20 protein-coding genes, 1 tRNA gene and 4 pseudogenes are annotated in these 26,640 nt (G+C 66.4%); 13 read left to right on the plus strand and 12 right to left on the minus strand.

Annotation, left to right across the window (positions count from 1 at the left end):
- Positions 1-77: 77 nt before the first annotated feature.
- Both glpR and MMSP_RS07570 read left to right on the plus strand, forming a co-directional pair.
- Entirely contained in the window at positions 78-1,256 is a 1,179-nt protein-coding gene (gene glpR, locus MMSP_RS07565) for a gephyrin-like molybdotransferase receptor GlpR (RefSeq protein ID WP_020786128.1), read from the plus strand.
- Between the two features lie 52 nt (positions 1,257-1,308).
- Positions 1,309-1,381: transfer RNA gene (locus MMSP_RS07570), tRNA-Ala, on the plus strand.
- Between the two features lie 109 nt (positions 1,382-1,490).
- Here MMSP_RS07570 and MMSP_RS07575 read toward each other — a convergent pair.
- Positions 1,491-2,273, minus strand: a complete 783-nt coding sequence (locus MMSP_RS07575) for an FkbM family methyltransferase (protein ID WP_036426300.1) — start codon at positions 2,271-2,273, stop codon at positions 1,491-1,493.
- A 335-nt stretch (positions 2,274-2,608) separates the two neighbouring features.
- Between MMSP_RS07575 and MMSP_RS07580 the strand changes: the two are divergent.
- The 4 genes and pseudogenes from MMSP_RS07580 to MMSP_RS07595 all read left to right on the plus strand — a co-directional run bounded on the left by MMSP_RS07580 (position 2,609) and on the right by MMSP_RS07595 (position 7,439).
- Positions 2,609-3,994 (plus strand): annotated as a pseudogene (locus MMSP_RS07580) (Wzz/FepE/Etk N-terminal domain-containing protein).
- Positions 3,991-5,466 (plus strand): O-antigen ligase, encoded by a 1,476-nt coding sequence (locus MMSP_RS07585; RefSeq protein ID WP_020786132.1) that lies wholly within the window; start codon positions 3,991-3,993, stop codon positions 5,464-5,466. The pseudogene MMSP_RS07580 and the gene MMSP_RS07585 overlap by 4 nt, the downstream one beginning before the upstream one ends.
- Positions 5,463-6,584, plus strand: a complete 1,122-nt coding sequence (locus MMSP_RS07590; RefSeq protein WP_020786133.1) for a glycosyltransferase family 4 protein — start codon at positions 5,463-5,465, stop codon at positions 6,582-6,584. The genes MMSP_RS07585 and MMSP_RS07590 overlap by 4 nt, the downstream gene beginning before the upstream one ends.
- 93 nt (positions 6,585-6,677) lie before the next feature.
- Complete coding sequence (locus MMSP_RS07595) at positions 6,678-7,439, plus strand: bifunctional 2-polyprenyl-6-hydroxyphenol methylase/3-demethylubiquinol 3-O-methyltransferase UbiG (RefSeq protein WP_235065693.1); 762 nt, start codon at positions 6,678-6,680, stop codon at positions 7,437-7,439.
- Here the strand turns inward: MMSP_RS07595 and MMSP_RS29770 are convergent.
- A pseudogene (locus MMSP_RS29770) lies at positions 7,418-8,121 on the minus strand (carbon-nitrogen hydrolase family protein). The gene MMSP_RS07595 and the pseudogene MMSP_RS29770 overlap by 22 nt on opposite strands.
- A 301-nt stretch (positions 8,122-8,422) precedes the next feature.
- Between MMSP_RS29770 and MMSP_RS07605 the strand changes: the two are divergent.
- Positions 8,423-9,046, plus strand: a complete 624-nt coding sequence (locus tag MMSP_RS07605; RefSeq protein ID WP_020786135.1) for a class I SAM-dependent methyltransferase — start codon at positions 8,423-8,425, stop codon at positions 9,044-9,046.
- 141 nt (positions 9,047-9,187) lie between these two features.
- Positions 9,188-9,985, plus strand: coding sequence for a bifunctional 2-polyprenyl-6-hydroxyphenol methylase/3-demethylubiquinol 3-O-methyltransferase UbiG (locus tag MMSP_RS07610; protein ID WP_036426301.1), 798 nt, complete (start codon positions 9,188-9,190; stop codon positions 9,983-9,985).
- On the opposite strand, the gene MMSP_RS28185 is transcribed toward MMSP_RS07610, so the two are convergent.
- Together MMSP_RS28185 and MMSP_RS28190 are read right to left on the minus strand one after the other, a co-directional pair.
- On the minus strand, positions 9,965-10,345 hold the full coding sequence (locus MMSP_RS28185; protein WP_020786137.1) for a hypothetical protein: 381 nt from the start codon (positions 10,343-10,345) through the stop codon (positions 9,965-9,967). The two genes, MMSP_RS07610 and MMSP_RS28185, sit on opposite strands and share 21 nt — an antisense overlap.
- Positions 10,327-10,935: an FkbM family methyltransferase gene (locus MMSP_RS28190; protein WP_020786138.1), complete on the minus strand. Its 609-nt coding sequence runs from the start codon at positions 10,933-10,935 to the stop codon at positions 10,327-10,329. Before MMSP_RS28190 ends, MMSP_RS28185 begins: the two co-directional genes overlap by 19 nt.
- Before the next feature lie 436 nt (positions 10,936-11,371).
- Here MMSP_RS28190 and MMSP_RS07620 point away from each other — a divergent pair.
- Both MMSP_RS07620 and MMSP_RS07625 read left to right on the plus strand, forming a co-directional pair.
- Positions 11,372-13,334 (plus strand): annotated as a pseudogene (locus MMSP_RS07620) (hypothetical protein).
- 61 nt (positions 13,335-13,395) lie between these two features.
- Complete coding sequence (locus MMSP_RS07625) at positions 13,396-14,346, plus strand: bifunctional 2-polyprenyl-6-hydroxyphenol methylase/3-demethylubiquinol 3-O-methyltransferase UbiG (protein WP_020786142.1); 951 nt, start codon at positions 13,396-13,398, stop codon at positions 14,344-14,346.
- A 14-nt stretch (positions 14,347-14,360) separates the two neighbouring features.
- Here the strand turns inward: MMSP_RS07625 and MMSP_RS07630 are convergent, their stop codons facing one another.
- The 7 genes and pseudogenes from MMSP_RS07630 to MMSP_RS07660 form a co-directional block, all read right to left on the minus strand.
- Positions 14,361-15,416 (minus strand): glycosyltransferase family 4 protein, encoded by a 1,056-nt coding sequence (locus MMSP_RS07630; RefSeq protein ID WP_036426303.1) that lies wholly within the window; start codon positions 15,414-15,416, stop codon positions 14,361-14,363.
- A pseudogene (locus MMSP_RS07635) lies at positions 15,413-17,331 on the minus strand (glycosyltransferase). The gene MMSP_RS07630 and the pseudogene MMSP_RS07635 overlap by 4 nt, the downstream one beginning before the upstream one ends.
- On the minus strand, positions 17,328-18,803 hold the full coding sequence (locus tag MMSP_RS07640; protein WP_020786146.1) for an oligosaccharide flippase family protein: 1,476 nt from the start codon (positions 18,801-18,803) through the stop codon (positions 17,328-17,330). Before MMSP_RS07640 ends, MMSP_RS07635 begins: the two are co-directional and overlap by 4 nt.
- 14 nt (positions 18,804-18,817) lie before the next feature.
- The gene (locus tag MMSP_RS07645; protein ID WP_223161176.1) at positions 18,818-20,269 is read right to left on the minus strand and encodes a sugar transferase; all 1,452 of its coding nucleotides are present in this window, start codon (positions 20,267-20,269) and stop codon (positions 18,818-18,820) included.
- A gap of 131 nt (positions 20,270-20,400) precedes the next feature.
- Complete coding sequence (locus MMSP_RS07650) at positions 20,401-21,204, minus strand: WecB/TagA/CpsF family glycosyltransferase (RefSeq protein ID WP_020786148.1); 804 nt, start codon at positions 21,202-21,204, stop codon at positions 20,401-20,403.
- A 188-nt stretch (positions 21,205-21,392) separates the two neighbouring features.
- Entirely contained in the window at positions 21,393-22,565 is a 1,173-nt protein-coding gene (locus MMSP_RS07655; RefSeq protein ID WP_020786149.1) for a PPE family protein, read from the minus strand.
- A gap of 316 nt (positions 22,566-22,881) precedes the next feature.
- Positions 22,882-23,418 (minus strand): hypothetical protein, encoded by a 537-nt coding sequence (locus tag MMSP_RS07660; RefSeq protein WP_015356994.1) that lies wholly within the window; start codon positions 23,416-23,418, stop codon positions 22,882-22,884.
- A 125-nt stretch (positions 23,419-23,543) separates the two neighbouring features.
- Between MMSP_RS07660 and MMSP_RS07665 the strand changes: the two genes are divergently transcribed.
- Both MMSP_RS07665 and MMSP_RS07670 read left to right on the plus strand, forming a co-directional pair.
- Complete coding sequence (locus MMSP_RS07665) at positions 23,544-24,323, plus strand: DUF4239 domain-containing protein (RefSeq protein ID WP_020786150.1); 780 nt, start codon at positions 23,544-23,546, stop codon at positions 24,321-24,323.
- A gap of 114 nt (positions 24,324-24,437) precedes the next feature.
- On the plus strand, positions 24,438-24,689 hold the full coding sequence (locus MMSP_RS07670) for a hypothetical protein (protein WP_012396050.1): 252 nt from the start codon (positions 24,438-24,440) through the stop codon (positions 24,687-24,689).
- A 35-nt stretch (positions 24,690-24,724) separates the two neighbouring features.
- Here MMSP_RS07670 and MMSP_RS07675 read toward each other — a convergent pair whose 3' ends face one another.
- Complete coding sequence (locus MMSP_RS07675) at positions 24,725-25,471, minus strand: class I SAM-dependent methyltransferase (protein ID WP_011742198.1); 747 nt, start codon at positions 25,469-25,471, stop codon at positions 24,725-24,727.
- A gap of 164 nt (positions 25,472-25,635) precedes the next feature.
- Between MMSP_RS07675 and MMSP_RS07680 the strand changes: the two genes are divergently transcribed.
- The gene (locus tag MMSP_RS07680) at positions 25,636-26,637 is read left to right on the plus strand and encodes a GNAT family N-acetyltransferase (protein WP_085981874.1); all 1,002 of its coding nucleotides are present in this window, start codon (positions 25,636-25,638) and stop codon (positions 26,635-26,637) included.
- Positions 26,638-26,640 lie beyond the last annotated feature (3 nt).

Genomic DNA, 26,640 nt, shown 5'->3' on the forward strand with positions numbered 1-26,640 from the left:
CCTTGGGCGCTTTTGACCCGGCCGCGTTGGCCACTGATGTGCCTCGCGGGGATCGGAACCGAAGAGAGCAGGTCACTATGCCAAGCATCCCGCAGTCGTTGTTGTGGATATCGCTGGTGGTGCTGTGGCTGTTTGTGCTGGTACCCATGCTGATCAGCAAACGCGAAGCGGTCCGTCGCACCAGCGACGTCGCCTTGGCTACCAGGGTGCTCAACGGGGGCGCGAGCTCGCGACTGGTCAAGCGCGGCGGTCCGGCCGCCGGTCATCGCAGCGACCCCGACTGGAAACGCCAGCGAGAGTGGGACCACGAGGCCCACGACGATGAAGACGCCGAGGACGACGCCGAGCCGGAAACCGACCAAATCCCGGAGTTGGCGCACGGCGATGACGAGGTAGCCCAGGACACGGGCAGCCAGGGTGCGGTCATCATGAAGGTGGCGGCCACTCGCGACACCGCGGTCGACGAGCCCGACTACCTCGATGTCGATGTCGTCGAGGAAGACTCGGGTGTGCTCTGCCTGGGCCCCGGCGCTCGATCGGCGCAGGAGCAGCCGATGGCGCGGGCGGCCGGCACGGCGGTGCCGGAGGCCGAACTCGACGGTGAAGAAGAGCCCGTTGACGAGTCGCAGCTAGGTGATGAGCCGGAATTGGCCGACGACTCCGAACTCGACACCGCGGAGCTCTTCGCAGCGCGCGCGGCCAACCACGAGCACGCCGAAGACGACTACGAATACATGGACGACACTTCCGGTTTGGAGGCGCAAGCCGACGACGAAGAGGGCTACGAGCCGACGCCGAGGTACACCTCCGGTGCCTCGCGGCGGCGCCGATACGACACCAAGACCGCCGCAGCGGTCAGCGCTCGCAAGTACGCGTTCCGTAAACGCATGCTGGTGGCGATGGCAGTGGTGCTGGTCGGCTCGGCCATTGCCGCCTTCGAAGTGACGGCTGCCGCGTGGTGGCTCTGCTCGGCAGCCACCGTGGTGACGATGCTCTACCTGGCGTATTTGCGCCGCCAGACCCGCATTGAGGCCAAGGTGCGGCGGCACCGGATGCAACGACAGGCCCGGGCGCGGCTCGGGGTGGAAAACACCCACGACCGCGACTACGACGTGGTGCCGTCGCGGCTGCGGCGTCCCGGCGCGGTGGTGCTCGAGATCGACGACGAGGACCCGATCTTCGAGCATCTGGACTACGCCGGCCCGGTGCGCGGCTACGGCTGGCCGCGGGACTTGCCGCGCGCCGTGGGCCAGTAGGGGCAGGCGGTTCGGCCGTTGCGGCCGCGGCTGGTAGCCTGCATAGCGTTCAGGGGCTATGGCGCAGTTGGTAGCGCGACTCGTTCGCATCGAGTAGGTCGGGAGTTCGATTCTCCCTAGCTCCACAGATTCGCAGACTCGGTTCACAAGTGAGCGCTGAGTCGCGTGGCGGATGCCCCGGCCGTTGGCTGGGGTTTTTTCGTTCGGCCGGCGGTTGCCGGGTGATGGCCCGGTCTAGGGGACGAAGACGAAATTGTTGACGTAGACGCCCCGGGGCGCCCAGCCATCCCGCTGGCCGCCGATGTTCGCCGGGTTCTGATGCCGGGCGACGTCGAACTCGGCGATCGGGCGCCGCTCGTCGCCGAGTTCGAAGAAGCCCCGGTACCCGAGTCCGCCCAACAGGGTGGTGATCTCGGCCACGGCGTTGGGGCGATGGCGTTCCTCGGCTTCCACCAGAATCGTCGGCCGGTTGCGCATGAGAGTGTCGGTGGCGCCCCGCAACACCGCCAGTTCGTGGCCTTCCACGTCGACCTTGATCAGGCCGACGTCGCTCAATTGCAGATCGTCGAGGCGCTTGACCGCTACGTCGATGCTTCGGATTCGGCCAGCCACATCGCCCAGGGCGTTGCCGGTGTCTATCGTGCTGCGGCCCGGTTCGGACTCCACGACGCGCATGGACAGGCAACCGGGCTTGTCGGATAGCGCCACCGCTTCCACCCGCGCCGCGGCGCCGACCGCGTCGAACATCGAGGCCAGCTCGCGCGCCTGGGCGGGCCGGGGCTCGAACGCGACGACCGAGCGTGACGAGGCCAGCATCGCGATGGTGAACTCGCCGACGTCGGCCCCGATGTCCACCGAGATGCGATCCGGATCGCACAGCGACGCGGCCAGCCGGACATCGGCGCGGGATTCCCCGAGGCGTTGCAGCACCCGGTACTTGCGTTGCCAGAAAAGACCCGGCGCGACGGTTCGGACCACCGGAGCGAGCCACCGTTTGATCCGGGCCGCGGCTGTCATCGGCGGCAGTCTTCCCTCGCGATCGTGAGCCTGGCGTCGCATCGGCATCTCCTACGGCCAAGCCATTGCCGGGTTAGAACGCGTTTGCGCCGCGGCTTGTCGGTGACACGCTACGCGAACCGGCGTGGTCAGCGCTGCGCGCTTGGGGGCCACCGCGCGGTGTCGGGGCTGGTCGGGGCTGGTCCGGATGTCGGTGCCGGGTCCGGGGGCAAGGACCGCCGTATCTCCTGCGCGACGGCGAGAATGCTGCATAATTCCAGAGGAATTCCCAGTGCGGGTGCCCAGGGAACGCGATCGGCCCTCTTTGTGTGGCGCCGGCTCAGAGGGGGTAATGGATGGATTTCCGCACCTTTGTTCAGACCCTCGCCAAGCGCTGGAAACTTGTGGTCGGCGCGCTGCTCGCGTGTCTGGCCGGCGCGACAGCCGTCACCGCATTTCAGACCAAGGTCTATCAATCCTCGGCCACCATCTTCATCTCGGTATCCGGGCAGACCGACGTCAACGACGTGTACTGGGGCGGGTAGGCCGCACAAGACCTGTTGTCGTCATATGCCGAGATCGCCGAGGGCCGTGAGGTGGCGCAACGCGCCATCAGTCAGCTGCAGCTGCCGATCAGCCCCGAAGCTCTGGTGCAGCAGACCCAGGTGAAATACACGCCGAAATCAATGCTGTTCACCATCGCGGTTTCCGACACCGATCCAAAGCGTGCCGCGTTGCTCGCCGGGGGCATGGCCGATTCGTTCGCCACGCTGGTTGGGACGCTCGGTTCGGCCCCGCGCGCACTCGGCGCCGAACCGCAGCAGCAGGCGCCGCCCACCGCCCCGATGGCCAGGGTGACGGTGGTCAAGCGGGCCGAGGTGCCCGTTAGTCCCAGCCGGCCGCTGCCCAAGCGCAACTTGGTGATGGGGCTTGCGGCCGGGTTGCTGCTCGGGATCGAGGTGGCGCTGGCCCGTGAGGCCAGTGATCGCACCGTGCATAGCCGCCGGCAACTCGACCAGCTTTCGGGTCTGCCGACGTTGGCCGAGCTTCCCGGCCGGCGCGGCGGCGTGCCGCAGTTCGGTACCGACGTCGCCATCGACGACGCGGTGCGCGGCCTGCGTACCCGCCTGCTGCGGGCGATGGGGCCGCAGGCCCGGCGCCTGGTGGTGGCGGCGCCGTTCGCCGGCGAGGGAACCACGACCACCGCGCTGAATCTCTCACTGTCCTTGGCCGAACTCGGTGAAGACGTACTTTTGGTCGAGGGTGACACCCGTCGGCCCGTGATTGCCGGCTTGCTGAAGGTGGAATCCCGAGAAGGGTTGGCCAACGCGCTGGCCAACCCCGAGATCGCGCTGGAAGTCGTCAACCCCACCCGGATCTCGAAGCTGTTCATTCTGGCGTCGCGAAGTGTCCGCCGCGAGACCGCGTCGGCCAACGCTTACCTGCCGGAAGTGATTGACAGCGTGCTGATGGATCTTTCGGCACGCTTTTCCCGATTGGTGATCGACGGCCCGCCGGTGCTGGCCACCGCCGATACCGGCTTGCTGGCCGGGGCCGTGCAAGCCACGGTGCTGGTGGTGCGCGCGGGACGCACCACCGTCGATGAAGTCGACGACGCGCTGTCGGCGCTGCGCGCGGCCGGGGCGAACGTCGTCGGCACCGTATTGACCGACGCCCGAATTTCGCGCCACACCAGCGCCGCCGCCCGGATCTACCGCGGAAAGCTAAGCGGGCTGTCGTGATCCTCTACCTGCCGCGCCGATATCGCTTGGCGATGGGTGCGGCACTGCTCGCGGCGTTCTTGTTCGGATGTTTCGTTTTCGGCGTGCTGTCGGTGCGTCACACCGGCCAAGGTGTGATGCTGATCGCCGGGATGTTCAGCCTGGTCGTGTATTGGGCGAAACCCGAAGCGATGGTAGGGATCGCGTTGTTCTTGGCGTTCGCGGCGCTGCCGGCAAGCCTGCACGTGGGCAAGGTCGTCGGCCCGGGCGTGATCTACGCCTATCAGGTGGCGTTGGTGCTGGCGATCTGCTACCTGATTCCACTGGTGCGACCGCGGGTCTCCGATTTCGTGCTGCCCGGCATCTTCGCGGTGGCGGTGCTGCTGTATGCGGTGGTCGGGCTGGTGCTTGGACACCCCGACTGGGTGGTGATGCGGTCGGCGCAAAACCTGTTGGAGATGGCCGGCGGGTTCGTCTTGGCGCTGTTGGTGGTGTACGGCAATTACCTGCGGATGGCGATTGTCACGATGGTCGTGACGCTGTGGTTCTCGGCGGGCATGGCCATTGTCGGTTCGGTGCATGCGATCCGGCTGGCCGGCCGGGCGGAAAGCCTTGCCGAGACGACGGGAGCCGACCAGGCCCTGCGGATCATCTTGTCCGCGCAAACACCGGCCACCGCCGTGCTGAGCGCATTGGTCGCCGCGGTGATCGTCGGGCGGGTCAGGCCGGCCTTCTTTTTCGCGCTGGGCCTGCCCGCGTTGATCATCGTGTTGCTGGCCTTCGCCCGCCATGTGCTGATCTCGCTGGCGGTGGCCGCCGTCGTCGCGTTGCTGGCCACCTTCAGCTGGCCGGCGCCGCGCCGGACCGCCACGCTTTTCCTGGTCGGCACCGCGGTTGTCGCGTTTGTGGTGCCGACCTCATTGTTTCTGCTGCAGCAGTCCAGGGCCGGGGCGTGGCTCGCCGATCAGTTCACCGCATTCAACCAGCGTGTGCTGCATGGCCTTTCGGGCGGCGCGCTCGCCGTCGACGAATCGACGCAAGATCGGCTGCGCGAAATCGACAGCCTCGACCGCGCGATCGCGGAAGCCCCGGTGTTCGGCCACGGCCTGGGCTACGCCTATCAGCAACCGTACGGAGACGACCCCGACGACTTCACGATGAAGCTCTACCCGACCTTCTCGCACAACTTCTATCTCTGGTGGCTGGCCAAGGCCGGGGCGGTGGGCATGGCGGTGTTTGCGATCTTCGCCCTCACCCCGCTGTTCGGGGCGCTGCGCCGCGGGTCGGACCGCGCCAAGATCGCTGCGGCCACCAGCATCGGCTTGCTGGCCATCTCCGCCGTCTGGCCATTGCCGGAGATGCCGGTGGACGCCCTGGGCTTGGGTCTGGTCTTGGGGTTGACGATGGGATTTGCCACGCAGCGACGCGGCGGCGCCGATGCCCAGGCCGCGGATACCGACGCGGCGCTGGCGTCGGCGGGCACGCCCGAGTGAACTCGGTCGGGGTGCCGACGCCGCAGGGCCGGCTGCGCGTGCTGGTGGTCGGCCCGGCCCCGGCCGCGGCGACCAGCCGGGGCGGTATGGCCACGGTGATCGCGCTGATGGCGGCCCATCCTGACCCACACATCCACATCACGGCGGTGCCCACGTTCATCGACGGCCCGCTATGGCCGCGGCTGATGCTCGGTGTCCGCGGAATGCTGCGCGCCACCTGGCTGGTGCTGCGCAAGCGCACCGATGTCCTGCATGTTCATCTGGCCCACGGCGGCAGCGTGATTCGCAAAGCCCTGCCGCTGTTAGCGGCGCGACTGACCGGTACACCGGCGATTGTGCATGCCCACAGCTACGACTTCGGCGGCTGGTTCGATCAGCTCGCGCCGCCAGCTCGGGCGGCGGTGCGCCGGATGCTGGCCGCCGATCACTGGGTGGTGCTGGGGGAGCGCCATGTCCAGGAGTACGCCAGCCGGCTGCGGTTGCCCACCAACCGGATCAGCGTGCTACCCAACGCGGTTCGAATTCCGAACACCCCGGTGAATCAGCTGGGGGTCCAGCGGGTGCATGCGGTGGCCCTGGGGCGGCTGGGCGTGCGCAAGGGCAGCTATGACCTGATCGACGCGGTAGCGGCGCTCGATGAGACGGTGCGCAACCGGCTGCTGGCCACGCTCGCCGGGGACGGCGACGTCGCCCAGGTGCGTGCGGCGGTCGCCAAGGCCGGTCTGGGCGCGACGATCGACGTGGTGGGCTGGCTCGATCCGATGGCGCGCGACGAGTTGCTGTGCCGTGCAATAATTTTCGTGTTGCCCAGCCGCAACGAGGGCCTGCCCATGGCGTTGCTCGAGGCGATGGCGAACGGGCTGGCCCCGGTGACGACAACGGCGGGCAGCATCGGCGAAGTGGTCACCGATGGCGTCAACGGCCTGCTCGTTGGGCCCGCCCACGCCGATCAGCTCGCGCACGCGCTCGGCGCCCTGGTGACCGATGAGAACCTGCGCGCCCGCCTGGGCGGGGCCGCCCGAGAGCGGGCCGGTGAGTTCGGGCTCGACCGCTGGTATCAGCAGCTGACGCGGTTGTGGGCAAGCCTGGCCAGCGATCCGCACCCGTCCCGGCGATGACGATGTCAACCAACCATCCCCGACGGTGTTCTCATAAGGTACGACGATGACGACAGGCACGGTGGCCGGCGGCGATGCCATGCCGACACACGGATGGGTCGGGTGGCGTTGACCGAGAGCGAAGAGTACGCCCGGCAGTACTTCGATGAGCAGGCGGAGTCCAACAACGAGTATTGGCGTCGGTTCGGGGTTGTCCCCGACTGGGCGGGCAAGCGGGTCCTCGACGTCGGCTGCGGCCATGGCGCGTTGTCGATCGACATCGCCCAAGCCGGCGCCAGCGTGCTCGGCGTGGATCTGGATGAAGGGCGCGTCGCGTTCGCCAATCGCAACCTGGCGCAGCGATTTCCCGAGCTGGCCGATCGGGTGAGGTTTCGGGCGGTCGATGTGCGGTCGCTTCCGGTGGACGAACCGTTCGACGTGATCGTTTCCAAGGACACCTTCGAGCATGTTGCCGACGTGGCGTCGTTGCTTTTGGCCCTCGGCGAACGGTTGACCCGGCCCGGCGGGCGCATCTACGCGGGATTCAGCCCGCTGTATTACAGCCCCTTCGGCGACCATGGGCGCACCGGTTTGAAGGTGCCCTGGGCGCACGCGATCCTGCCGAAACGGCTGGTGTTTGCGGCCGCAGCACGCAAATACGGCCATCCGGTGGGCTCGCTGTTGGACATCGGCCTCAACGGCAACACCCCCGATCAGTTCCGGGCGGCGTTCGACAACAGCGGACTGCGACAGCTCGACATCGGCTACAACCGGGGCGCCAAGCGGTTGCTGCCCGCATTGGAGAGGGCGCGCCGGCACTGGCGGCGCTTCGACAGGTTCACCACCGTCAGCATCTATGCCGTCTTCGGGGTGTGATCGTCGCCGGCCCGACCCGGCGGGGTCCGGCCGATCGTGGCGTGTGCGATCTGGTCCCGTCCGGCGCCGGCCTCGGCTACCAGCGTCGACGTCGCCGACCAGATAGCCGAATGGCCCGCTGTGTGTAGGTAGCCACCTCCGGTGGGCCCGGCGAAGCTTGCCATGGCAACCGGCGCGGTACACGTCGCGGCAATGGCGCGAGCACGGTGCCGTTGCTCGCCGAGTTCCCCGTCATGATGAACGACACCGCAGGCATACAGGTCCACCCCGAGCCGCGCGGTGCCCCGCACGTGCTCGGGCACACCAGTGTCACGACATATCCCCAACCCAATGCGCCACCCGTCAAGGTCGATCGTTGGGGGGCGGGACCTGGCCGGAACCGCGCCTTTTCGGCGGCGCCCAGGTGCGTCTTGCGGTAGACTACCTCAGCGCCCGAGGAGTCGACCAGCACCATCGCGATGTAGCGCCGCCCGCGGTCTTCGACGGGTGCGCCGACCAAGGCACTGCAACCCGTTGCCGCACATGCCAATACCAACCGATCAACGACTGGGCCGGCGACATCGACCGGTGCCACCTCTAGCTGGTAGCCCGTGAGCGAAAGCTCCGGAAACACCACCAGGCGTGCGTTGGCCCGTTGGATCAGGGCCGCGTGGGCATCGACATTCGCGGCCACCGCGCCCATCACGGTTCGTGGCTGTGCCAGGGCTCCGGCGTTTAGACCTCCTCAATCCACAATTCCCCAGCTCACAAGCCTGCTAATCAACAACGCCGGAGCCCTGGTGGCTGTGCGACGGCAACCACCAACTCCGTCTTCACCTGGTGCATTCTCGCCGAACGCCGCGTTTTCCGCAGCGGGGCGTTTTCTTGCGGTGCTCACCGGCAGCCATTAGTTTCGTTATGCGGCGGTCGCTGGCAGGATCCGGCTCGAAACGCCACACCGGAGATTCCGATGTCATCGGGCCGACGTCAAAGACTAGGGATAAATGTCGAACTGGTTGCGCGACACCGCCACGGACATCAATTCGCGGCTATCCCTTTCGGGGCGCGCCCGCGCGAGACGATGGCGGCACCTCATCGAGGTTTTTCCGTCGTTCGCCGAAATGCGAGTGCTCGATCTGGGCGGAACACCGGAGTCGTGGCGGTTGGCCCCAGTGCGGCCCACCGCGGTCACCACGGTCAACCTGCTGCCCATCGAATCGCAGATCACGGGCATCACCGCGATCCAAGGCGACGCATGTGAGCTGCCCAGCACGATCGCGAACGACCACTTCGACATGGTGTTCTCCAATTCGCTACTGGAACATGTCGGCGGCCATGTGCGGCGGCAACGCTTGGCCGACAATGTGCACCGGCTGGCCGACCGGCACTGGGTGCAAACCCCCTACCGCTATTTTCCGATCGAGCCGCACTGGTTGTTCCCGGGCATCCAGTGGTTGCCTTACGAGGCGCGGGTGCAGATATCGATGCGCTGGAATCGCGGTTACATTCGGACGCATACTCGCGAAGAGGCACAAGAGCAGGTCGATGAGATCGACTTGATCGGTATTGCACAGATGCGCCGATACTTCCCGTCATCGTTGATTTGGTACGAACGATTCGCCGGCTGATCAAATCGCTGGTCGCCATCAAAACCGACCACGACGGATAGGTAACGGCGGCCGCGGCACCGGCGGGGCCCCAACCGGGCGGAGCCGACATACTGAAATTGTGCGTTTACCGTCGCACCGGGCCAGCGTTAAGGGGACTAGATGAGCAGTCGAACGGACTTGAAGACCGTCGACAGCTGGAGCGACGAAGTGGCGCTGTGTTCCTCGGTCATCAAAAGTCTCGGCGGTCCGCTGGAGATACTCGAAGCCGGATGTGGGCTCGAATGGCCAATCAATCTGGATGGCATCGATTATCGGTTGACCGGTATCGACCTCAATGCTGATGCGCTGCAAAGGCGTGTTGAGAAGGTCGGAGACCTCGACGAGGCGATTCTGGGTGATTTGACCGTCAAGGGAACGATCCCGCCCGGGCGCTACGACGTCATCTACAGCTCGTTCGTGCTCGAGCACATCCACGACGCCGAGGCCGCGCTCGCGTTGATGCTCGACGGGCTCAAACCTGGCGGGCTGCTGCTGCTGCGTATCCCGGACCGCGACGCGGTCTACGGCTGGACCACGCGGCACACACCGTTTTCGGCTCATCTGGCCTACTACCGCTACTTCGTGGGTTACCCCGACGCCGGGAAGCCCGGCCATCCGCCGTTTCGCACCTACCATGCGCCGGTCATCTCCCGGCACGGCATACGGGCGTTCTGCGACAACAACGAGTGCACGATTGTCGAAGAGCGCGGGCACACCTATTACGTCCGGGGCAAAGGCTTACGGGTCCGGATCGTTCGGGCATACGCAAAAGCGCTGTGGGCCTTCTCCTTTGGTGTTCTGGCCTGGCGGCACAATAACCTCACCTACGTGATCCGCAAGGCGGAGCCGGTCAAGTCCGCCAACGCCGTGCACCGCGCCGCCGGGTTCGGCCAGAGTTTAACGACCCCGACCGGGTGAACGGGTCCACTTCGCGGCGCTCGCCCGCAGTCGATGCTTTAGCCGGCTAGCGGCGTTTTGCGCGCGCCAGAGCGCTGATTTGTGGCGAACCGCGCGCCGGTAAATATCCGGGTAGCGTTGCGCGCTTGCGGGGCCCACCGCGCCCCTGGCCTGCAGCAGCTGCACGCACCGGAAGGACAGGTCGAACGAGCCAGAGCAATGATGCGAAATCATTGCCAGGTGCTTGAGCTGTTCGGCGGTCATCGCGTCGGGGTCAAAGAAGTCCCGGACGTAGACGATGTCGGTTTCCAGGATCTGGTTCAGTGGGCGGCTTGGACTCCCGCCGACGACAAAGTCGCCGATCACCTGCCGATCACCCATCTCTTCACCGCGTTGGGGATGCAGTGCGGGACAAACCCCTGACTGCGTAGTTCCAGGTCGACATCCCCGAAGCGCGGCTGATCCCGATACAAGGTGATGAATGAGACCTCGGTCTGAACTGCCACCGCTTCGGCCAGTTTTTCCCGGCCGTTCTGAAAAACAGCCAGTTTGCCGCCTTGGATATCGATTTTCAAGAGATCAAGATGTTCGATTTCACCGATGTCGTCGAGGCGATGAGTCTGGATCGGGAGGCGCTCGATCACCTTGCCGAACGGATCGAAGAGCGTGAACAACCCCTGCGTTGTCGGGTCGGGTTCGAGCAGGCTGGTCATTCCCCCCGGTGGCGGGCAGACCTGCAAAGTCTGTGGCGTGCCGTCGCCGAGGGTGTAGGGCAGGTAGGACTCGTTGGGGCCGCGCGTGCGCTGCAACTCGAGCAACGCTTCGGGCCCCGGCTCGAAGCCGGTGAGGTGGCACAGGCCTGCGTTGAGCATGGCCGTGTACGGCCAGTCGCCGCAGCTTCGGCTGGCCCCGACATCAACGATGTGGGTGAGCCGCGACGGGGACAGGATGTCTCGCAACCCGCCGGTCACTCGAGCACCGCCGAATGTCTGTATGTTTGCTGCGCCCTCGTGAATTGGGGCTTGTCGCGACGGTATTGGCAGCGACGGCGGTGGCCGCGCGGCGTTGGCCGTTGATCGCTGCGCTTGGCCACGCCGTCACCTTAACCATCCGCGGTGGCGCCAACCAAACAGCGGCGCGGCTTGTTGGTTGGCTCAGGCGGGTCAGCGACACCGCGTGAGTGCCTCGCCGGCCGCGTGACCAGGTCGAACGTTACCCACAGGTTCGGCGCCGATCTGTAGTAGTGTGCACCTGTGAGGGGTGCTCTATTACCATTTCGGCTTGCTGTGCGACGTCGATTTTCCTTGAGGCAGAACATCTTTGGTGTCTGCGGAAGTTGATCAGGCCGGATTTCCTGGAACGTATTGAGGCATATTGATGTACCGCAATTCTGTGCGCATAGCTCGCATGGCTCTGGCGCTGGCCAGCGTGGTCGGATTCCTGGCCTTGAGCGCGCCGGCGTCCTGGGGTGCGCCCGAGGAGACCGATACCACGCTCGTGGACGCGCCGACCATGACGTTGAGCAGTCTCGGATACAACTCCGTCTTGTCGTTCTATGGTCTGCAGGGCACCCAGCAGCTGACCATTCCCGCTCCGCACGGGCTCAAACCGACTGCGTTGAACGCGACCGCCGTACTGCCGGTCAATCTGCGCTCCGGCTTGATCACGGTCACCCAAAACGACCGCGAAATCGCGAGGGTGAACCTGCCCGCGGCGGACCAATCGCCCATTGTCATTTCGCTGGCCGACGCAACGGTGGTCGATGACGCGGTGACCGTGATCTTGCGGGCCTACCTGGTGCCATTGGAGGACTTGTGCGTCTACCCGTGGAGCCCGTTTAGCCTGTTCAACGGCTCGGTAAGCTTCGTCGGCGTGGAGCGGCCGCCCGTCACGGTGGCCCATTTCCTGCCGCCGGTGCTGCGGCGGCTGAGCATCTTCGTGCCGCCATCGCCGTCGGTGGCCGAGTCCGACGCGGTGGTCCAGTTGGTCGCCGCCGCGGCGGCCCACTACGGCAAACAAGCCCCGGAAATCGCGGTGGTCCGGTTGCCCGAGGGGGAGCTCGCCCCGCCGGCGCCGCCGCGACCGCTGGAACGCCAAGTCGTCATCAAAGAGGGGCAGGACGAGGGGCTTTCCCTTCGGGGGGGCCACCGGTGTGCCCTGGCTGCCGATCTCCGGGCCGCTGGGTTCGGCCGCGGAATCATCGATAACGTTGCTGTTCAGCAGCCTGTCCCAGCTGGCTCTGGCTTCCAAGGCCGTGGTGGGATCGTTCAAGCCCAGCCTGCACCTGCCCGGTGACACCACCACGCTGCGCGAACTCGGGCAGCCCGGCCTGAACTCCGTTGGACTGCAGCCGCGGGTGACCATCGGGCTGGACCAGACTCGGTTCGCGAGATCGGTGCACTCGATGCGGGTGCATCTACAAGGCTCATACTCGCCGATACCGCCGAGTATGGCCGGTCAGATCGTCGCAACGATCGGCGCGGAGACCATCGACCGCTGGCCAACCGAAAGCAGTGGTGTCATCGACCGCTGGGTGGACGTTCCGGATCGGCTCCTGCAACGGTGGACCGGCGTTGACCTGATGCTGGATGTGTCGGGCAACGTTGGGCGCTGCGGAGATTTCTACACCGCCGGGGCGGGAGATCACGTACTTACCCTGACCATCGACGGCGACACCGCCGTGCAGAGCAGCCCGGCGGCGCCGCCGGTGCCCGACGGACTGCGATCGGTGCCCCAAGCGCTGATGCCGCAGATCCAGGTGGGCATCGAAGAGCACTCCTTTGACGACACCGCTCGCGCCGTCAGGATTGTGGTTGGTCTGCAGCGAACCAGTTCGGTGCCGCTGCAGACCACCGTGACCAGCGTGCAGCAAGCGATCGATTCGTCGAAGTCGGCGATATTGATTGCGGCCGACGGATGGAACCACGCCGATATCGTGCTTCCGGTCTCGGCCGGACCCGGCGGGCCGATCACCATCAACGCGGTCAAGTCGGACGGCAAACCGGCCACCTTGACCCTGGACCCCGCACTGCGATTTGCTTCTCTGCAAACGGTTTTCCAGCACGGCCGGTCGCTGCTGGTGGCGACGTCTAATGGCGCCCCCGAACAGCTCGACGGGCTTCTCGGGTGGCTCGATGGCGACAGCGCCCGCTGGCCCGGGATCAGGGGCGTGGCGCTGGTGGCCATGCCCGGGCAAGACCCGGTTGTGGTGGAACGTCCGAACGCGGGTTCGGTGGACGACGCGACATCCGAGCAGCGTTCCGGCTCGGGATGGATTTGGTGGTTTGGTGGCGCCTGGCTTGTTGCGGCCGTCGTCGGCGCCGGGGTGATCCTGTTCCGTAGCCGGCTCGGCCCCCTGCGGCGCAGATAGCCCGGATAGCCCGGATAGCCCAGATAGCTCAGATAGCCCGGATAGCAAGGGAATAGCTTTTGTGGAACCGCGGGGCGACAAGTTAATCGCGCGCTACAAGCAAACGTACGGCATTGCGGCCGAGGCGGATATCACCGAACTCATGATCCTGGAGCATTGGAACTTGGAGAAGCGGCTCACGCGCGAGCTGCTGCAATCGGATCCCGAAACCCGATGGGAAACGTTCGACCGGTGCTACACGCGTCTATACACCGAGTTGACGTGGCTCAACGAGTTCTCCCACACCGCGTCATCAGCATCTGCACAAGAGCGATTCGGAAGATGGCTGGAACTCATCGGGCCACCGCCGCAGTCGATATACGAAATCGGTTCGGGCAAAGCCGGTCTCATCTCGTTCCTGGCCCTCAACGGCTATGACTGCAAGGCCACGGAGATCACCCGCGAACGTGGACCCGCGCTGCTCTCGGACTCGCACGAGAACCTGTCCTGGGGAGTATCCGACGGAGTCCATCTGGATCGGTTCGAGCCCGCGCAGACCTACGATGTGGTGGTCTCGGATCAGGTGATCGAGCACCTACATCCCGATGACCTGCAGACCCACCTGCGCAGCGTCCATCGCATATTGAAGACGGGTGGGCGCTACATATTCAACACGCCCAGTAAATACACCGGGCCGCACGACGTCTCGCGCGTGTTCAAACGCGCTGAGCCGGAGGGAATGCACCTCAAAGAATATGACTGCCGCGAAATCGTTGAGGTCACGAAGCGGGCCGGCTTCAGCGCGGTGCGCTACGGATTTGTGCCTCGAAGGTTCCGGCTTCTGCTCGTCGCTGTGGGGGCAAGGAAGCTCGCCGAACCCGAGCGGGTGGGAGTCCTGTTTCTGCGGATGGTGCTATTCGTGGAGAAGGTGTTGTGCGGGTTGCGCGCCCACTGGCTGCGCCGTCTTTGTGCAAACATGCTCTGCAAGCTGGGTGTTTTCTCGGGCACCATTTCGGTGGTGGCCGAGAAATGAGATCGCGGCCCGCTCTAGGGCCGCCGGGTGGCCACTTCCTCGATGACGGCCAGCAACGCTTGCGCGGCCCGGTCGACGGCGAAGCGCTGCTGGTAGTAGCGCGCCGCGGTGGCACCGTGGCGCGCCGCGGTGAGCGGCTCGGCGAGCGTGTCGAAGGCGGCGGCGAGGCCGCGGACATCGTCGATGCCGACTGGCGGGCAGCCGGGCGGCTGGTATTCGGGCAGGCCGCCGGCGTTCGACACGATGGGTGTGACGCCCAGCTGCATTGAAAGCACCTGTACGCCGCTTTGCGACGCGCGACGGTAGTGGGCAACCGAGGCCTTCGCGGCGGCCAGGGTCGCGACAACGTCGCAGTAGCGGTAGTCGCCGGGCAGCCAGCGGGTGTGCTCGGGCAGGGCGCGGGCATCGAATGGTCCACCGATGAGCAGCAGATCGTCGCCGCGCCAGCCGTTTCCGCCGACATGGCGTTGCCAAGCCTCGAGCACCACATCGGCGTTCTTGTAGGGGTGCAGCCGGCCGATCATGACGAAGTCGTGACGGTCCTCGGGTCCCACGAGTGGCGGAACCAGTGTGGGGTCCAGGTCACTGGTGAGGGGCACCACGTGCACCGGCGTGCCGGCGACATCACGGCGCGTGGCGACCGCTCCGGCGACATAGTCGCTGTAGGTGATGGTTGCCGCCGAACGGGCGCCCCAGCGGTCGAATATCGCCCTTTCGTAGGCGCGCCGGTGTTCGGCCGTGTCGTGCGGGCGGTCGTCGTGCACCAGCTGAATGCGAGGAGCCGGCCCGGCCAGTGCGATCCAGCGCGGATCGCGAACCAACTCGGCGATCACCACGTGCGGGCGGTACCCGCGCACTCGGCGCCCGGCCGCGACGCCCGCGGGCCAGCTGGCGGCCGCACGCAACCGCGGATCAAGCACCACCTCGTAGTCGCGGGCCGCGTCCGACTCGGGATGTTGGTCGGTGGTCACCAGCAGTACGTCGATCCCGCGGCTGCGCAGCGCCTCCGCCTGGATTCGTGCCAGCGGCCGCATCCACGGTGAAAGCCAAAGCAGACGAGCCGAGTTCATAGCACCGCGTGGATGGCGTCCAGGTAGGCGTCGGTCATCGCGGCCACCGTGTAGTGCTTGCGCATGCGCGCGAAACCGCGTTGTCCGACGGCGGGCAGCCCGCCGGGGTCAGCCAGGATCTGGGCCAGCCGCTCTTGCCAGGCCGACACCGTCACCGGCTCGACGACAAAGCCCGCCCCGCCGAAATCCAGCATCTCCGGGACGGCGCAAATCGCGGACGCCGCGACCGGTACCGCCCGTGCCATCGCTTCGAGAATTACCAGTGGGAACGCCTCTGAGCGGCTCGGTACGCAGAGCAGGTCGGCATCGGCAAGAGCCGGCCCGGGCCCGGGTGACCAGCCGCGCCAATGGACGCGATCACGCAGCCGTTCGGGAGTGCGGGCCTGCAACCGCTCGCGGTCCGGTCCGTCACCGAAAATGGAAAGAGTCCAAGGTAGTTCGGTAATCCCGCTGAGCGCTTCGATCAGCAGATGCGGGTTCTTGTGCTCGACGATGCGCGAAAGCATGACCAGATGCGGCGGTGCGCCGGCCGGCCTGCTGCGACCGGCCGGGCGGTCGGTCACCGCGACGCCGTTGGGTGCGACGAACCGTGGTCCGCCAAGGCGATGGTAGGGGGTCAACATGTCCCAATGGTGTTGTGCCAGCACGATGAAACCGTCCGCACGGCGCATCGCGGCGGTCAGCGGCCGGGAATAGATGGGCCCATCCTCGAGTGGCGGGATGTGGGCCGCGACCAGCCAGCGCCGCCGGCGGCCGGCCGCGCGCCACAGCGTGGCGAAGCCGGTCTCGGTGTTGGTGTCACCGCTGATCAGCACGGCCGGACCCGGCCCAACGTCGACGATCGGTGCCCACCAGGGTTGGCGCACCACGCGGACGGTGTCCGGGATCTCCTTGATCAGCGGGCCGAACCGCTGCACGCACACGATGGTGACGGGGTAGCCGCGGCGGTCCAATTCCGCTGCCAGCAATGCCTTTTGCCGCTCGGCGCCGCCGTAGACCAATCGGTTGGTGGCGATCACGATCGCCGGGCGGCGCTTGCCGGCATCCGTATTGCGGATCGCGCGGCGCTGGGCCCGGCGCAGCCGCTGCAGCACCTTGGTGGTGGCCAAGTACGCGTTCGCGTGATGCAGGCTGCACTGATGCTCGAGCAGTAGCGCGTCGTTGGCGCGCCGCCCTGCTGGGCGCCGAGTTCGTCGGCCAGCAGCACCCGCCAGCCCGCCGCGCGGGCACGCGCTTGCCAATCGGCCGGGGCGCCGTGGCTGAAGTACTCCTCGTCGAAGCCGCCGACGGCGTTCCACGCGGCACGGCTGATGGCCAGGCAGGTCGCCTTCAAATAGCCGCTGACGCTTTGTGATTCGCGGGGCCGTTGGGGGTAGAGGGGCGAGATGGGGGTGGCCCGCAGCGAGCTAGACAGTCCGGTCGCTTCGACCACGCCCCGGACCAGTGTCAACCGCTGGGTCGCGATGTCCCATGGCGGCCGATCCGGTGCCGCCTCGTCGCGCACCAGCGGCGAGACCGCTGCCACTCCCGGTTGGCGCAGCAACTGTCTGGTGCGGGTCAACGGCCCCCGCAGCCGGGCATCGGCCTTGAGTAACAGGAGATCGCTATCGCCGGGCGACTGCCGCGCCAACGCGTTGCAGGCCGCGGCGAAGCCGACGTCGGCCGGACCCGAGATCCAGTGCACCGCTGGGTGGCCGGCGGCTAGTTCTTGCCGGCCGGGATATCCCTGAGCATTGTTGTCGTACACGTAGACCGGGAGCCCGGGCAGCTGCTCCGCGACGCTGTGCAGGCAGCTCTGCACCGGGTCGTGGCCGTTCTCGATCACGATCAGGACCGCCAGCGAGCGCTCGGCGGGTAGCGGGGCCGGGTCGCCGACCGGGCGCCGCAGATACGCGCGGTCCATCTCGTCGGTCATGGCGTGAGCTGCTCGGGCTGCGCATTGGGCCGTAACGAGGCCATAGTCGACCAGGTGAGCGGGCCGATGGCCGCGTTGATCGCCAGATAGGCGACCGCGGCGGCGGCCAGCACGACGATGACGTGGTGACCGGCCAGGAGTAGGACCACCGCGACGCTGGCCGCCGTCGGGACCGATAACCGCAGCAAGAACAGCACCGGTGTGTGGTAGCCGCACTGACGATGCAGCCACCAACTGGCGATCGTCATGTTGAACAACTCGGTACACACCAGCGCGATCCCGGCTCCCGCGGCGCCCAAGCGCCCATCCAGGGCGAGATTGAGGACGATGTTGAGTGTGAGGGTGGCGACCGACAGCCAGAACCAGAACCGCTGACTGTGGCTGGCGAACAGACCCTCGCCGAGGGTGGTAGCGATGAAGCGTAGCCCCACCGCGATGAACAGCAAGGCCAGCGTGGGCGTACCGCGGCTGACGAACGCCTGGCTGCTCAGGAGCCGGATCAGGGGTTGCGCCACCAGCACGCCGACCACGGCGATCGGCACGGCAAGGAAATACATCAGCTCGACGCTGCGGCGGATGAAACCGGCGAATGCCGCCAGGTCGCGGGAATACAGTTCGGTCGCGGTGGAGAGCGTGGACTTGAGGAAGAACACCGACAAGACCAGGGTGTTGAGTGCGATCGAGGAGGCCAACCCGTAAACGCCGACCTCGGAATGGGTGTTCAGCAGGGACAGGATCACCCCGTCCACGCGCCAGTACAGCACGGTGATGACCGTGACGCCCATTGGAAAAAGGCTCTCCCGCAAGAGATCTGCGGCCTCGCGCAGCGCGAGGATGGGGCGCAGCCGGACCCGCTGGGACGCCGCGCGGCTCTGGATCAGCAACTGCAGCGCCGTCTGAATGAGTTGCGGTACCGCGAACCAGATGACATCGGCTCGGCTGGCCACCAGAAAGCTGATCACGCCCAGCGTCGCCAACCGGCCGACGACGTCGGAGACGGCCACGGCGGTGAACCGCACGGTGACCAGGAACACCGGTTCCAGTCGCGTCAGCATCGTCACGATGAGCAGCTGGCACGAGAGCACCACGAGCATGGCTCGCACCTCGTGGTCGTGATACACCAGCAATCCAGATCCCGCCGCCACCAGGGTCAGCGGAATGCAATAGACCAGGGACAGGCCGTTGTAGATCCGGACCAGGCGTTCCAGATCGTCGGGGGATGAGGTGACGCGGCGCACGATGACCCGGCCGATACCGAGATCCACCAGGCTCGCCCACATTCCGATGAACGCCACCGCAATGGTGAGCTGGCCGTAACGGCCGGGCCCGAGATAGCGCGCGGTCAGCATCACCGAGACCACCGAGGCCAGCATCCCGAGTATCCGGCAGATGAGCTGGATCGAGAACGCCTGCGCCAACCGTGCTACCGGCACCGATGGCACAACCGGGCTGGGCGCCGTCGGTTCGGTCATGGTTCGCGGGCCACCTAGTAGGCGCCGCGGCTGGCCAGAACGGCCTTCACGGTTTTGGCGATGATCATGAGATCACCTGCCATCGACCAGTTGTCGACATAGTAAAGATCCAGCCGGACCGATTCTTCCCAGGAAAGTTGGGACCGGCCGCTGACTTGCCATATCCCGGTAACGCCCGGCTTCACCAGCAGCCGCCGCCGGACATCCCCGTCGTAGCTGTCGACTTCTCGACTCAGCGGCGGCCGGGGCCCGACCACGCTCATGTCCCGCTTGACCACGTTGATGAACTGCGGAATCTCATCGACGCTGAATCTGCGAAGGATTCGGCCGATCGGTGTCACCCGCGGATCGTCGCGCATCTTGAACAGAATGCCGCCGGCGCCCTCATTCCGGGAAACCAGGTGGTCGATTTGGCTGTCGGCACCCACCACCATCGTTCGAAGTTTCAGCATGGTGAAGGGTTGGCCGTTGATGCCTATGCGTTCGGCGCGGTAGCAGACCGGCCCCTTGCTGGTCAGCTTGATAGCGACGGCGGCGGCGATGAGCAGTGGCGATGCGGCGATCAGAGCTGTCAGTGCGAAGCAGAAGTCGAAGGCCCGCTTCTGAAACCGTTGCGCCCCTGAATACTGCGGCTTTTCGACATGCAGCAGTGGGAAGCCGGCCACGGGGCGCAGGGTCAGTCGGGCCTGCGCGATGTCCATCACCCCCGGCGACACCACCAGGTCCACATCCAGCGTCTCCAGCCGCCAGATCAGGTTCCTGATCGCGTGCACGCCGAACTGCTCGGTCTGGGTCACCACCACCGTGTCCGCGCCGCACTCGTCGATCGCCGCCATCGCGTGCGATTCGTCGCCCAGGATCGGGACTTGGCGGCCTTCGACCTGCAGCACGTCGCCGCGCGGGGACCCGTAGCCCGGTATGCAGACCCCGACCACGGAGTAGCCGTCGCGCGGATTGCGGACCAGTTCCTGGATGAGGCGCGAAACCCCTTGCCGGTCAACGATAGCCAGTGCGATCGTCTGGCATTGGCCCCGAGCGCGTTTGCGGCCGACATACTTGCGCCACCCGTTGCGACTCGCCAGCAATGCGATGGTGCCGACCGGCAGGGCGACCGCCAGATAGCCGCGGGCCAGGTCGATCTTGGCGAGCAGGGTGACCATTGCGATGGCCCCGAATGTCCAGAATGATGCGCTGCTGATTCGGCGGTATTCGTCGATTCCCACCCCGATGACGTGCTGTGATCTCGTGTTGAAGATCGCCAGACACGACAGCCACAGCGCCGCGAACAGAACCGAGAACAGCGTCATAACCGGGCCCGGGTAGCCCGATCTGTTCGGTGAATCGCCGAAGCGCACGTATTGCGCGAGCATGACCGCCGCGAAGACGATCGCCGAGTCGGTGATGCGCAGACGGCGTGAATACTGCAGCCGCCAGCGCCGCACCGTGTCGCGATTGGGCGAGCCCATGGGATCCGGAGTTGCCGGACAATCACCGGTTCGCCCGTGCAGCAACGAGGTCACGCTGGCCCGCTTTCCCTTACGCAGTCGCAGGTTCGGGCTGGGTGGTGTCGCGGACGGAGGCTGGGATGTCGACATGATCACTCGATGGCGGGCCCCCGCAGTAGGTGTGGGGGTAGTAGATCAACTGCGCGCGCCGCGCGGAGCAAGGCAATGGGGCCCTGCAACAGATAACGGCGGGCCAACCGGCGGGGCTCGCTGGCCAACCGGTACAGCCATTCCAGGCCGGCCTTCTGCATCCAACCGGGGGCTCGGTTGGTGGCGCCGGCCAGGAAGTCGATGGCACCGCCGCACGGCAGGAAAACCCGGGCCCCGGTCGCGCAGCCGTGCTGGTCGACCCACCTTTCCTGGCGAGGTTTGCCCAAGCTGACGATCAGGATGTCGGTGCTTGCGTTGCGGATAGCGGCCGCCAGGTGTTCTGACGATGATTCGATGTCGTCGGGGGTCGGCGCCCACATGCCCGAAATTGCCAGTGTCGGGTGTCGCGTCGCCAAGGACTCGGTGAGCAGCCGATGGGTCCCGGCGCTGCCGCCAAAAAAGCCGACGCGCTGACCCGAGCGCTCGGCCAACTCCAACAGGCTGGGGAGTAGGTCGGCCTCGGTGATCCGGGGCCATGGCTCGCCCGTGAGCAGCTTGCCCCGCCATGCGATCGGCATGCCGTCGGCCAGCAGCAGCCATTCCAGCCGGCCGCGGGGCGCGGCCGCGATTTTGCGGAAATGGAAGAGGTGGTCGAGATTCACCGAGCCCACCGAGAGGCACCCCTGGGAGGTGGATTGCAGGCGTGACGCGATGATCGACAGCACCTCATCGAACTCGTGGCGCTCGACGATGGTGCCGCTGACGGCCATTCGCACCGCGGGCGCAGACTGGATGCCCTGGTTCATGTTCTCGCGCTTCCTGTCTCGCCCGGCAGGGGTGCGGCTATTGCGACCGCGCCCGCGGTGGCATCGAGTGTCACTCGCCGCTCCTTCCGGAACGGGGTGCGGCGACCGGCACCGTGCGATTGCGGTCACCGCGTGCACCATCCCCGACGGAATCCGGGAAGTCAGCCGCTCGCTGCTCATGGCGGGGCTTACGCGTATCCGCCAGAGGGCGGCCGCGACATGATCGTGGGGACCACGCCGTATCGGGGCCCGGGTGATCTGGGCGCGCCGGCCAACGCTCCCCGCGGCGCCGCACCAAGGACTGTTGGCGCCGCGTTGGCGGCGTCGAGCCCGGCGTTGGGTAGCCCGGAAATCGCGCCCCCGTTCAGCGTTGGGATGACGCTGGTCCAGTTGGCCGGTACCGACAACGGGCCCAGTGAGGCGGCGTTGCCCAGGCCGCCCACCACGCCCGATCCCAACGATCCGAGCGCGCTCGCCCCCGAGCTGGCCGCCCCCGCCGCCGCCCCCTGCACGGCCGCGGCAGCTCCGTTCGCCAAGCCCTGTGCGGTCTGTGCCATTCCCAGGATGGACGACATCGCATACAGCGGGGTGCCGGCCGCCATGAAATAGCTCGGCAGGGCGTAGATCGGGGTGGTGCCGAGTTCGGGGAGTAGCGACGACGTCGCCGCGGTAAGCGCGGAGGTGGGTGATGCGAGCCCGCCGAGCATGGTGGGAACCGCGGAAACCAGTCCGGCCAGCGATAACTGGTCTGTTCCCGTGACCGCGGCGGCCTGGGCTCCCGAGGCGGCGGTTGCGTGGGTGACCGCGGTGGTTTGGGTGGCCGCCCCAGCCGGATTGACGACCTCCGGTGGCGAGTTCAGCACCGTCAGCGCGCACGCGCTTGCCGAGTTTGCCGCGTAGTCATACATCGCCAACGCGTCTTGCGCCCACATCTCGCTGTATGTGGCCTCGGTGGCCGCGATTGCCGGCGAATTCTGACCGAAGAAGTTGGTGGCGGTCAGTGTTGCCAGCTGGACCCGGTTGGCGGCCACCACCGGTGGTGGCACGGTCATTGCCAGGGCGGTCTCGTAGGCTCCCACGGCCAGCGTGGCCTGGCTGGCGGCCTCGCCGGCCTGGGTGGCCACCATGGACGTCCACGTCACATACGGCCAGAAGGCAGATGCCATGGAGAGCGATGCCGGTCCCAGCCAGCCGCCACTGGTGAGTCCCGAGACCACCGATTGGTAGTAGCCCGCGGCGGTCTGCAATTCGGCGGCCAGGCTCGCCCAGCTCGCCGCGGCCGCCGACAGCGATCCGGGGCCGGGCCCGGTGTAGATCCGCGCGGAGTTGATCTCCGGCGGCAGGGCGCCAAAGTCAATCACTTCATGCCTCAGCTCGTGGCCGCTGGGTGCGATTCGAATCGTGAGGCTGCTAGCAGCGGCGCTGGCGGCGCAGCTGGATTTGTGATGGTCGTGATGGCGTGACCCCCTGCCCATCCCTTCCGCCGCGAGGCGGGCGCGGTGTATGATCCAGTCTGGCCGTCGGCGTCCAGGTACGGTCTGTTAGTCACGACCGTAAATTTCTGCGCTCAGAATATCGAATCAACCAAAAACTTAACTAGTTTTTGCGAAACCCGCTGCGTGTGCTATGTCACCGCCAGGCTGTTCGAGCGGCCGGCGCGGGAACGGGTCGGGGCGGTCAAGGCGTTGTCTGCGCGCTGAGCGATAACAAGGCGGGCGCGACCGGCCGGGTCGCATAGGTACGTCCACCGGCCGACACGGTAAGCGCGATGCGCGGGGGTTGATCCTCGACACGTTCGGTGGCCGCCGCGAAGCGGTGTGCGCGGTGCAGCTCGGTGAGGAAGATGGCGCTGGCGCCGGGTGGAATCTCGTGCGGCACTTCGGTACCGCCGATCGGTGGATCGACCGGCACCAATGATGTGCCGCTAGGATCGGCGCGTATCGCCCAGCCGGTTACCAGGCATGGTGTTCGCGCGCTGTTGACCACCTTGACGCCGATGAAAAACGGGCCGGAGTGCAGTTTCTCCGCGGCGGACGCCAGGGATTCGCGGACGTCGCAGCCGGCATCGTTGGTCACCAAACCGTCGGGTGTCAGCAGGCCGACTATCGGCGTCAACCTCGGTCGTGCGCCCCGTAGCAACATCGCCTGCCAGGTAATCGACGCCACCGCCAGTACGGTCGCGACGATGCCGAGGACAAACGCGGCGACTGTCACCGAATGTCCAAGATGTCGAGCATGATGATGAACGCTACTGGTGATCCGCGCATGAAGTCGAAATGCCTGCCTGCGTGTCCACCCTGTGTCGTTCTCGGAGGCCTGCGATGGTGAGTCGTTGGGTAGTGATCAACATCCCGGCATGGCTGCTGCTGGTCGCCTTGGTCATCCTGGTGGCGGGCGGGGCGGTGCTGATCCAGATGATCGTGCGGCGCCGGTTCCCGAAACTAACCCAGGACGCACACAATGATGCCACCCGATTCGCTTACGGCGTAATCGGATTCGTCTACGCCTTCTTTGTGGGATTCATGGTGTCTGCGCTCTGGAGCCAGATCAACAACGAGGATTCTCAGGCCCGCAGCGAGGGGGCGGCGGCGATCCAGCTGGCGCGAGACCTCACCGTTTTCGACACCGCCGACCGCGACCGGATCCGGCTCGCCCTACTGCAGTACGAGCGCGCCGCCGTGGCGGAATGGCCCATCGCCGCAAGCGGATCCGACTACCCGCAGGCGGACTCCACTCTGCAGGATCTCTACGCCGCCTACCAGCAGGTGCAACCGCGCGATGACACCCAAAAGATTTTTCTCGCCGCATCTTTCAGAAACCTGGAAAAGATGTACCAGGCCCGGGTGGAACGGGTGATTCAAGCTTGCACCGACGAGGGGCCGTCCTGGCTGTTGTGGTCGGTCATCCTGTTGACCAGTGGGTTGGTGTTGGGCTGCTCGATCGTCTTCGGCGTCGAACAGCCCCGCATTCACTACACCTTGGTCGCTACCGTGGGGGTCCTGGTGGCGGTGAACCTGTTCTTGCTACTGGAGCTCGGCCATCCGTTCACCGGCGCGTTGGCGACTTCCCCTGAGCCGCTGCGCGACGTCATCCACGTGCTGTCGCCGCCCTCGTCGTAGTCACGACACGGCCCGGGCGCCAAGTCTGATGATGATCCAAAATTCAGCTGAGCATTTGCTAAGACGGTGTTTTGCCGGGCGGCTCAGGATCGCATCGGTCCTAGGGTCGCTGGCATGAGCACGAAGTACTACCTGCAGATGGTGCCCGTTGAATCCGTGGAGCCGGGTTTTTCGCTGGCCGTCGAGCACCGCGGCGACTACCGCTTGTTCCAGGTCGATTGCACCCAGATGTCCCGGCGCACCGGGCAGCCCGTGATGATCAAGCTCACCTCCGAGCGGCCAGGTGGCAGCGATCCCTGGATTCTGGAATACGAGGCCGGCGCCCCGGTGGCGCGGCTGCTCGGTGTTTGCCAGGTCGCCTCGTAGTGCGGGCCGGCCTGGTCCGCCACCGTGCGTCGGGCCTACTTCGGTTTCGCGGCGACCACGAACTGCAGCCCACGTTGGGTCTGCTGGTCGATGTCGACCAGACCGGCTGAGGAGAACAGGTCGACGAAGCTGTCCTGGTCGAACATGGTGAGCCCGATGGCGCCGGCCGCGGCATCGAGCGCATGGCGGATCGGTGCCCGCTGCCCGGAGTAGGTGGTGAGAATCGCGATGCGGCCGCCGGGGCCTAGCACCCGGACCATCTCGCGGGCGATCCGGAACGGCTCGGGCATCAGGTACAGCGCGCCGAAACAGCAAACAGCGTCAAACGTTTCGTCGTCGAACGGCAACATGCGGGCGTCGCCGCGCACGTAACAGGTCTGTGGTCCGCTGTTGTCCAGCACCGCCCGAGTCAACATCGGCTCGGAAATATCGAGCCCCACCGCCAGGCTTCCGGCCGGCAGCTGCTTGACCAACGGGGCGGTGAAATTTCCTGGGCCGCAGGCGACGTCGAGTAGGCGGTGGGCGGTCGACAGATGCAACGCTGCCGCCGCCCGGTGTTGCTCGGCTCGTGTGGTGACGCCGCTGGCGAGGTAGAAGGCCGCCGGACGCCACAACCGCTCGTACACGGTCGCGACGAAGCGACTGTTCATGGCCCGTTGGGCAACCGTGGGAACGGGTGAACTGGTGGATTCACCCAGCACGTCGAGGAAGCCGTGCCGTAGATCGCCGGGCTCGGTGAGCAGGCCGCGGGTCACCTCGCGCGGATCTGGGGTGGCACTCATAGCCGGTGCCCTGGTGTCTGGTCCATCTGCCCATTCTGATGCCGAGTCCGGCCCGACTCGCCGGTGCCGGGCCAAAGGGCGCCGGTGGCGTATTGCCGCGGTGGCACGCAACGCCATAACCTGGGTCGGAGCGGACGGCGAGCCCTGCTTGGCGCTGTGGCGGATTGGACGGGATGGCCGAAGTGACCGGCGCGTGGGTAGGAGAACTCGCGGGCATGGACATCTTTGCCGGATGCGCAGCGCAGGATCTCATGCCCTTGGCGGCCCGCCTTGCGCCGCTGCGGGCGGCGGCCGGGCAGATCCTGATGCGCCAGGGTGAGCAGGCGGTCTCATTCCTGCTCATCTCGTCGGGCAGCGCCGAGGTCATCCACGTTGGCGACGACGGCGTGGTGATCGTCGAGCAGGCGTTGCCAGGCATGATCGTCGGCGAAATCGCGCTGTTGCGTAACGTCCCGCGCACCGCGACCGTCACCACGGTCGAGCCGCTGACCGGCTGGATCGGCGGCACCGACGCCTTTGACCTGATGGTTCACATACCCGGCATCATGGATCGGTTGGTGCGCACCGTCCGCCAGCGATTGGCCGCCTTCATCACCCCGATCCCGGTGCCATTGCGCGATGGCACGCAGCTGATGTTGCGCCCAGTCCTGCCCGGCGACAGTGAACGCACCGTGCACGGGCACGTTCATTTCTCCAGCGAGACGATCTACCGGCGATTCATGTCGGCCCGGGTGCCCGATTTGGCGATGATGCACTACCTATCCGAGGTCGACTACGTGGACCACTTCGTCTGGGTGATGGTCGACGGCAGTGATCCGGTGGCCGACGCACGCTTCATCCGCGACAGCGTCGATCCGGCCGTTGCCGAGATCGCCTTCACCGTCGCCGACGCCTACCAGGGCAAGGGCATTGGCAGCTTTCTGATCGGCGCCCTAGCGGTGGCCGCCCGCGTCGACGGTGTGGCCAGGTTCTCCGCGCGGATGCTCGCCGACAACCTGCCGATGCGAACCATCATGGACCGCCACGGCGCGGTCTGGCAGCGCGAGGACGTTGGGGTCATCACCACGGTCATCGATGTGCCCGGCCCGCGCGATCTGGGCTTCGGGCGCGAGATGGCCGGCCAGATCAGGCGCGTCGCGCGCCAGGTGATCGAGGCGGTGAGCTGATCG

The organism is Mycobacterium sp. 012931 (assembly GCF_000419295.1).
Taxonomy (GTDB): Bacteria; Actinomycetota; Actinomycetes; order Mycobacteriales; family Mycobacteriaceae; genus Mycobacterium; species Mycobacterium marinum.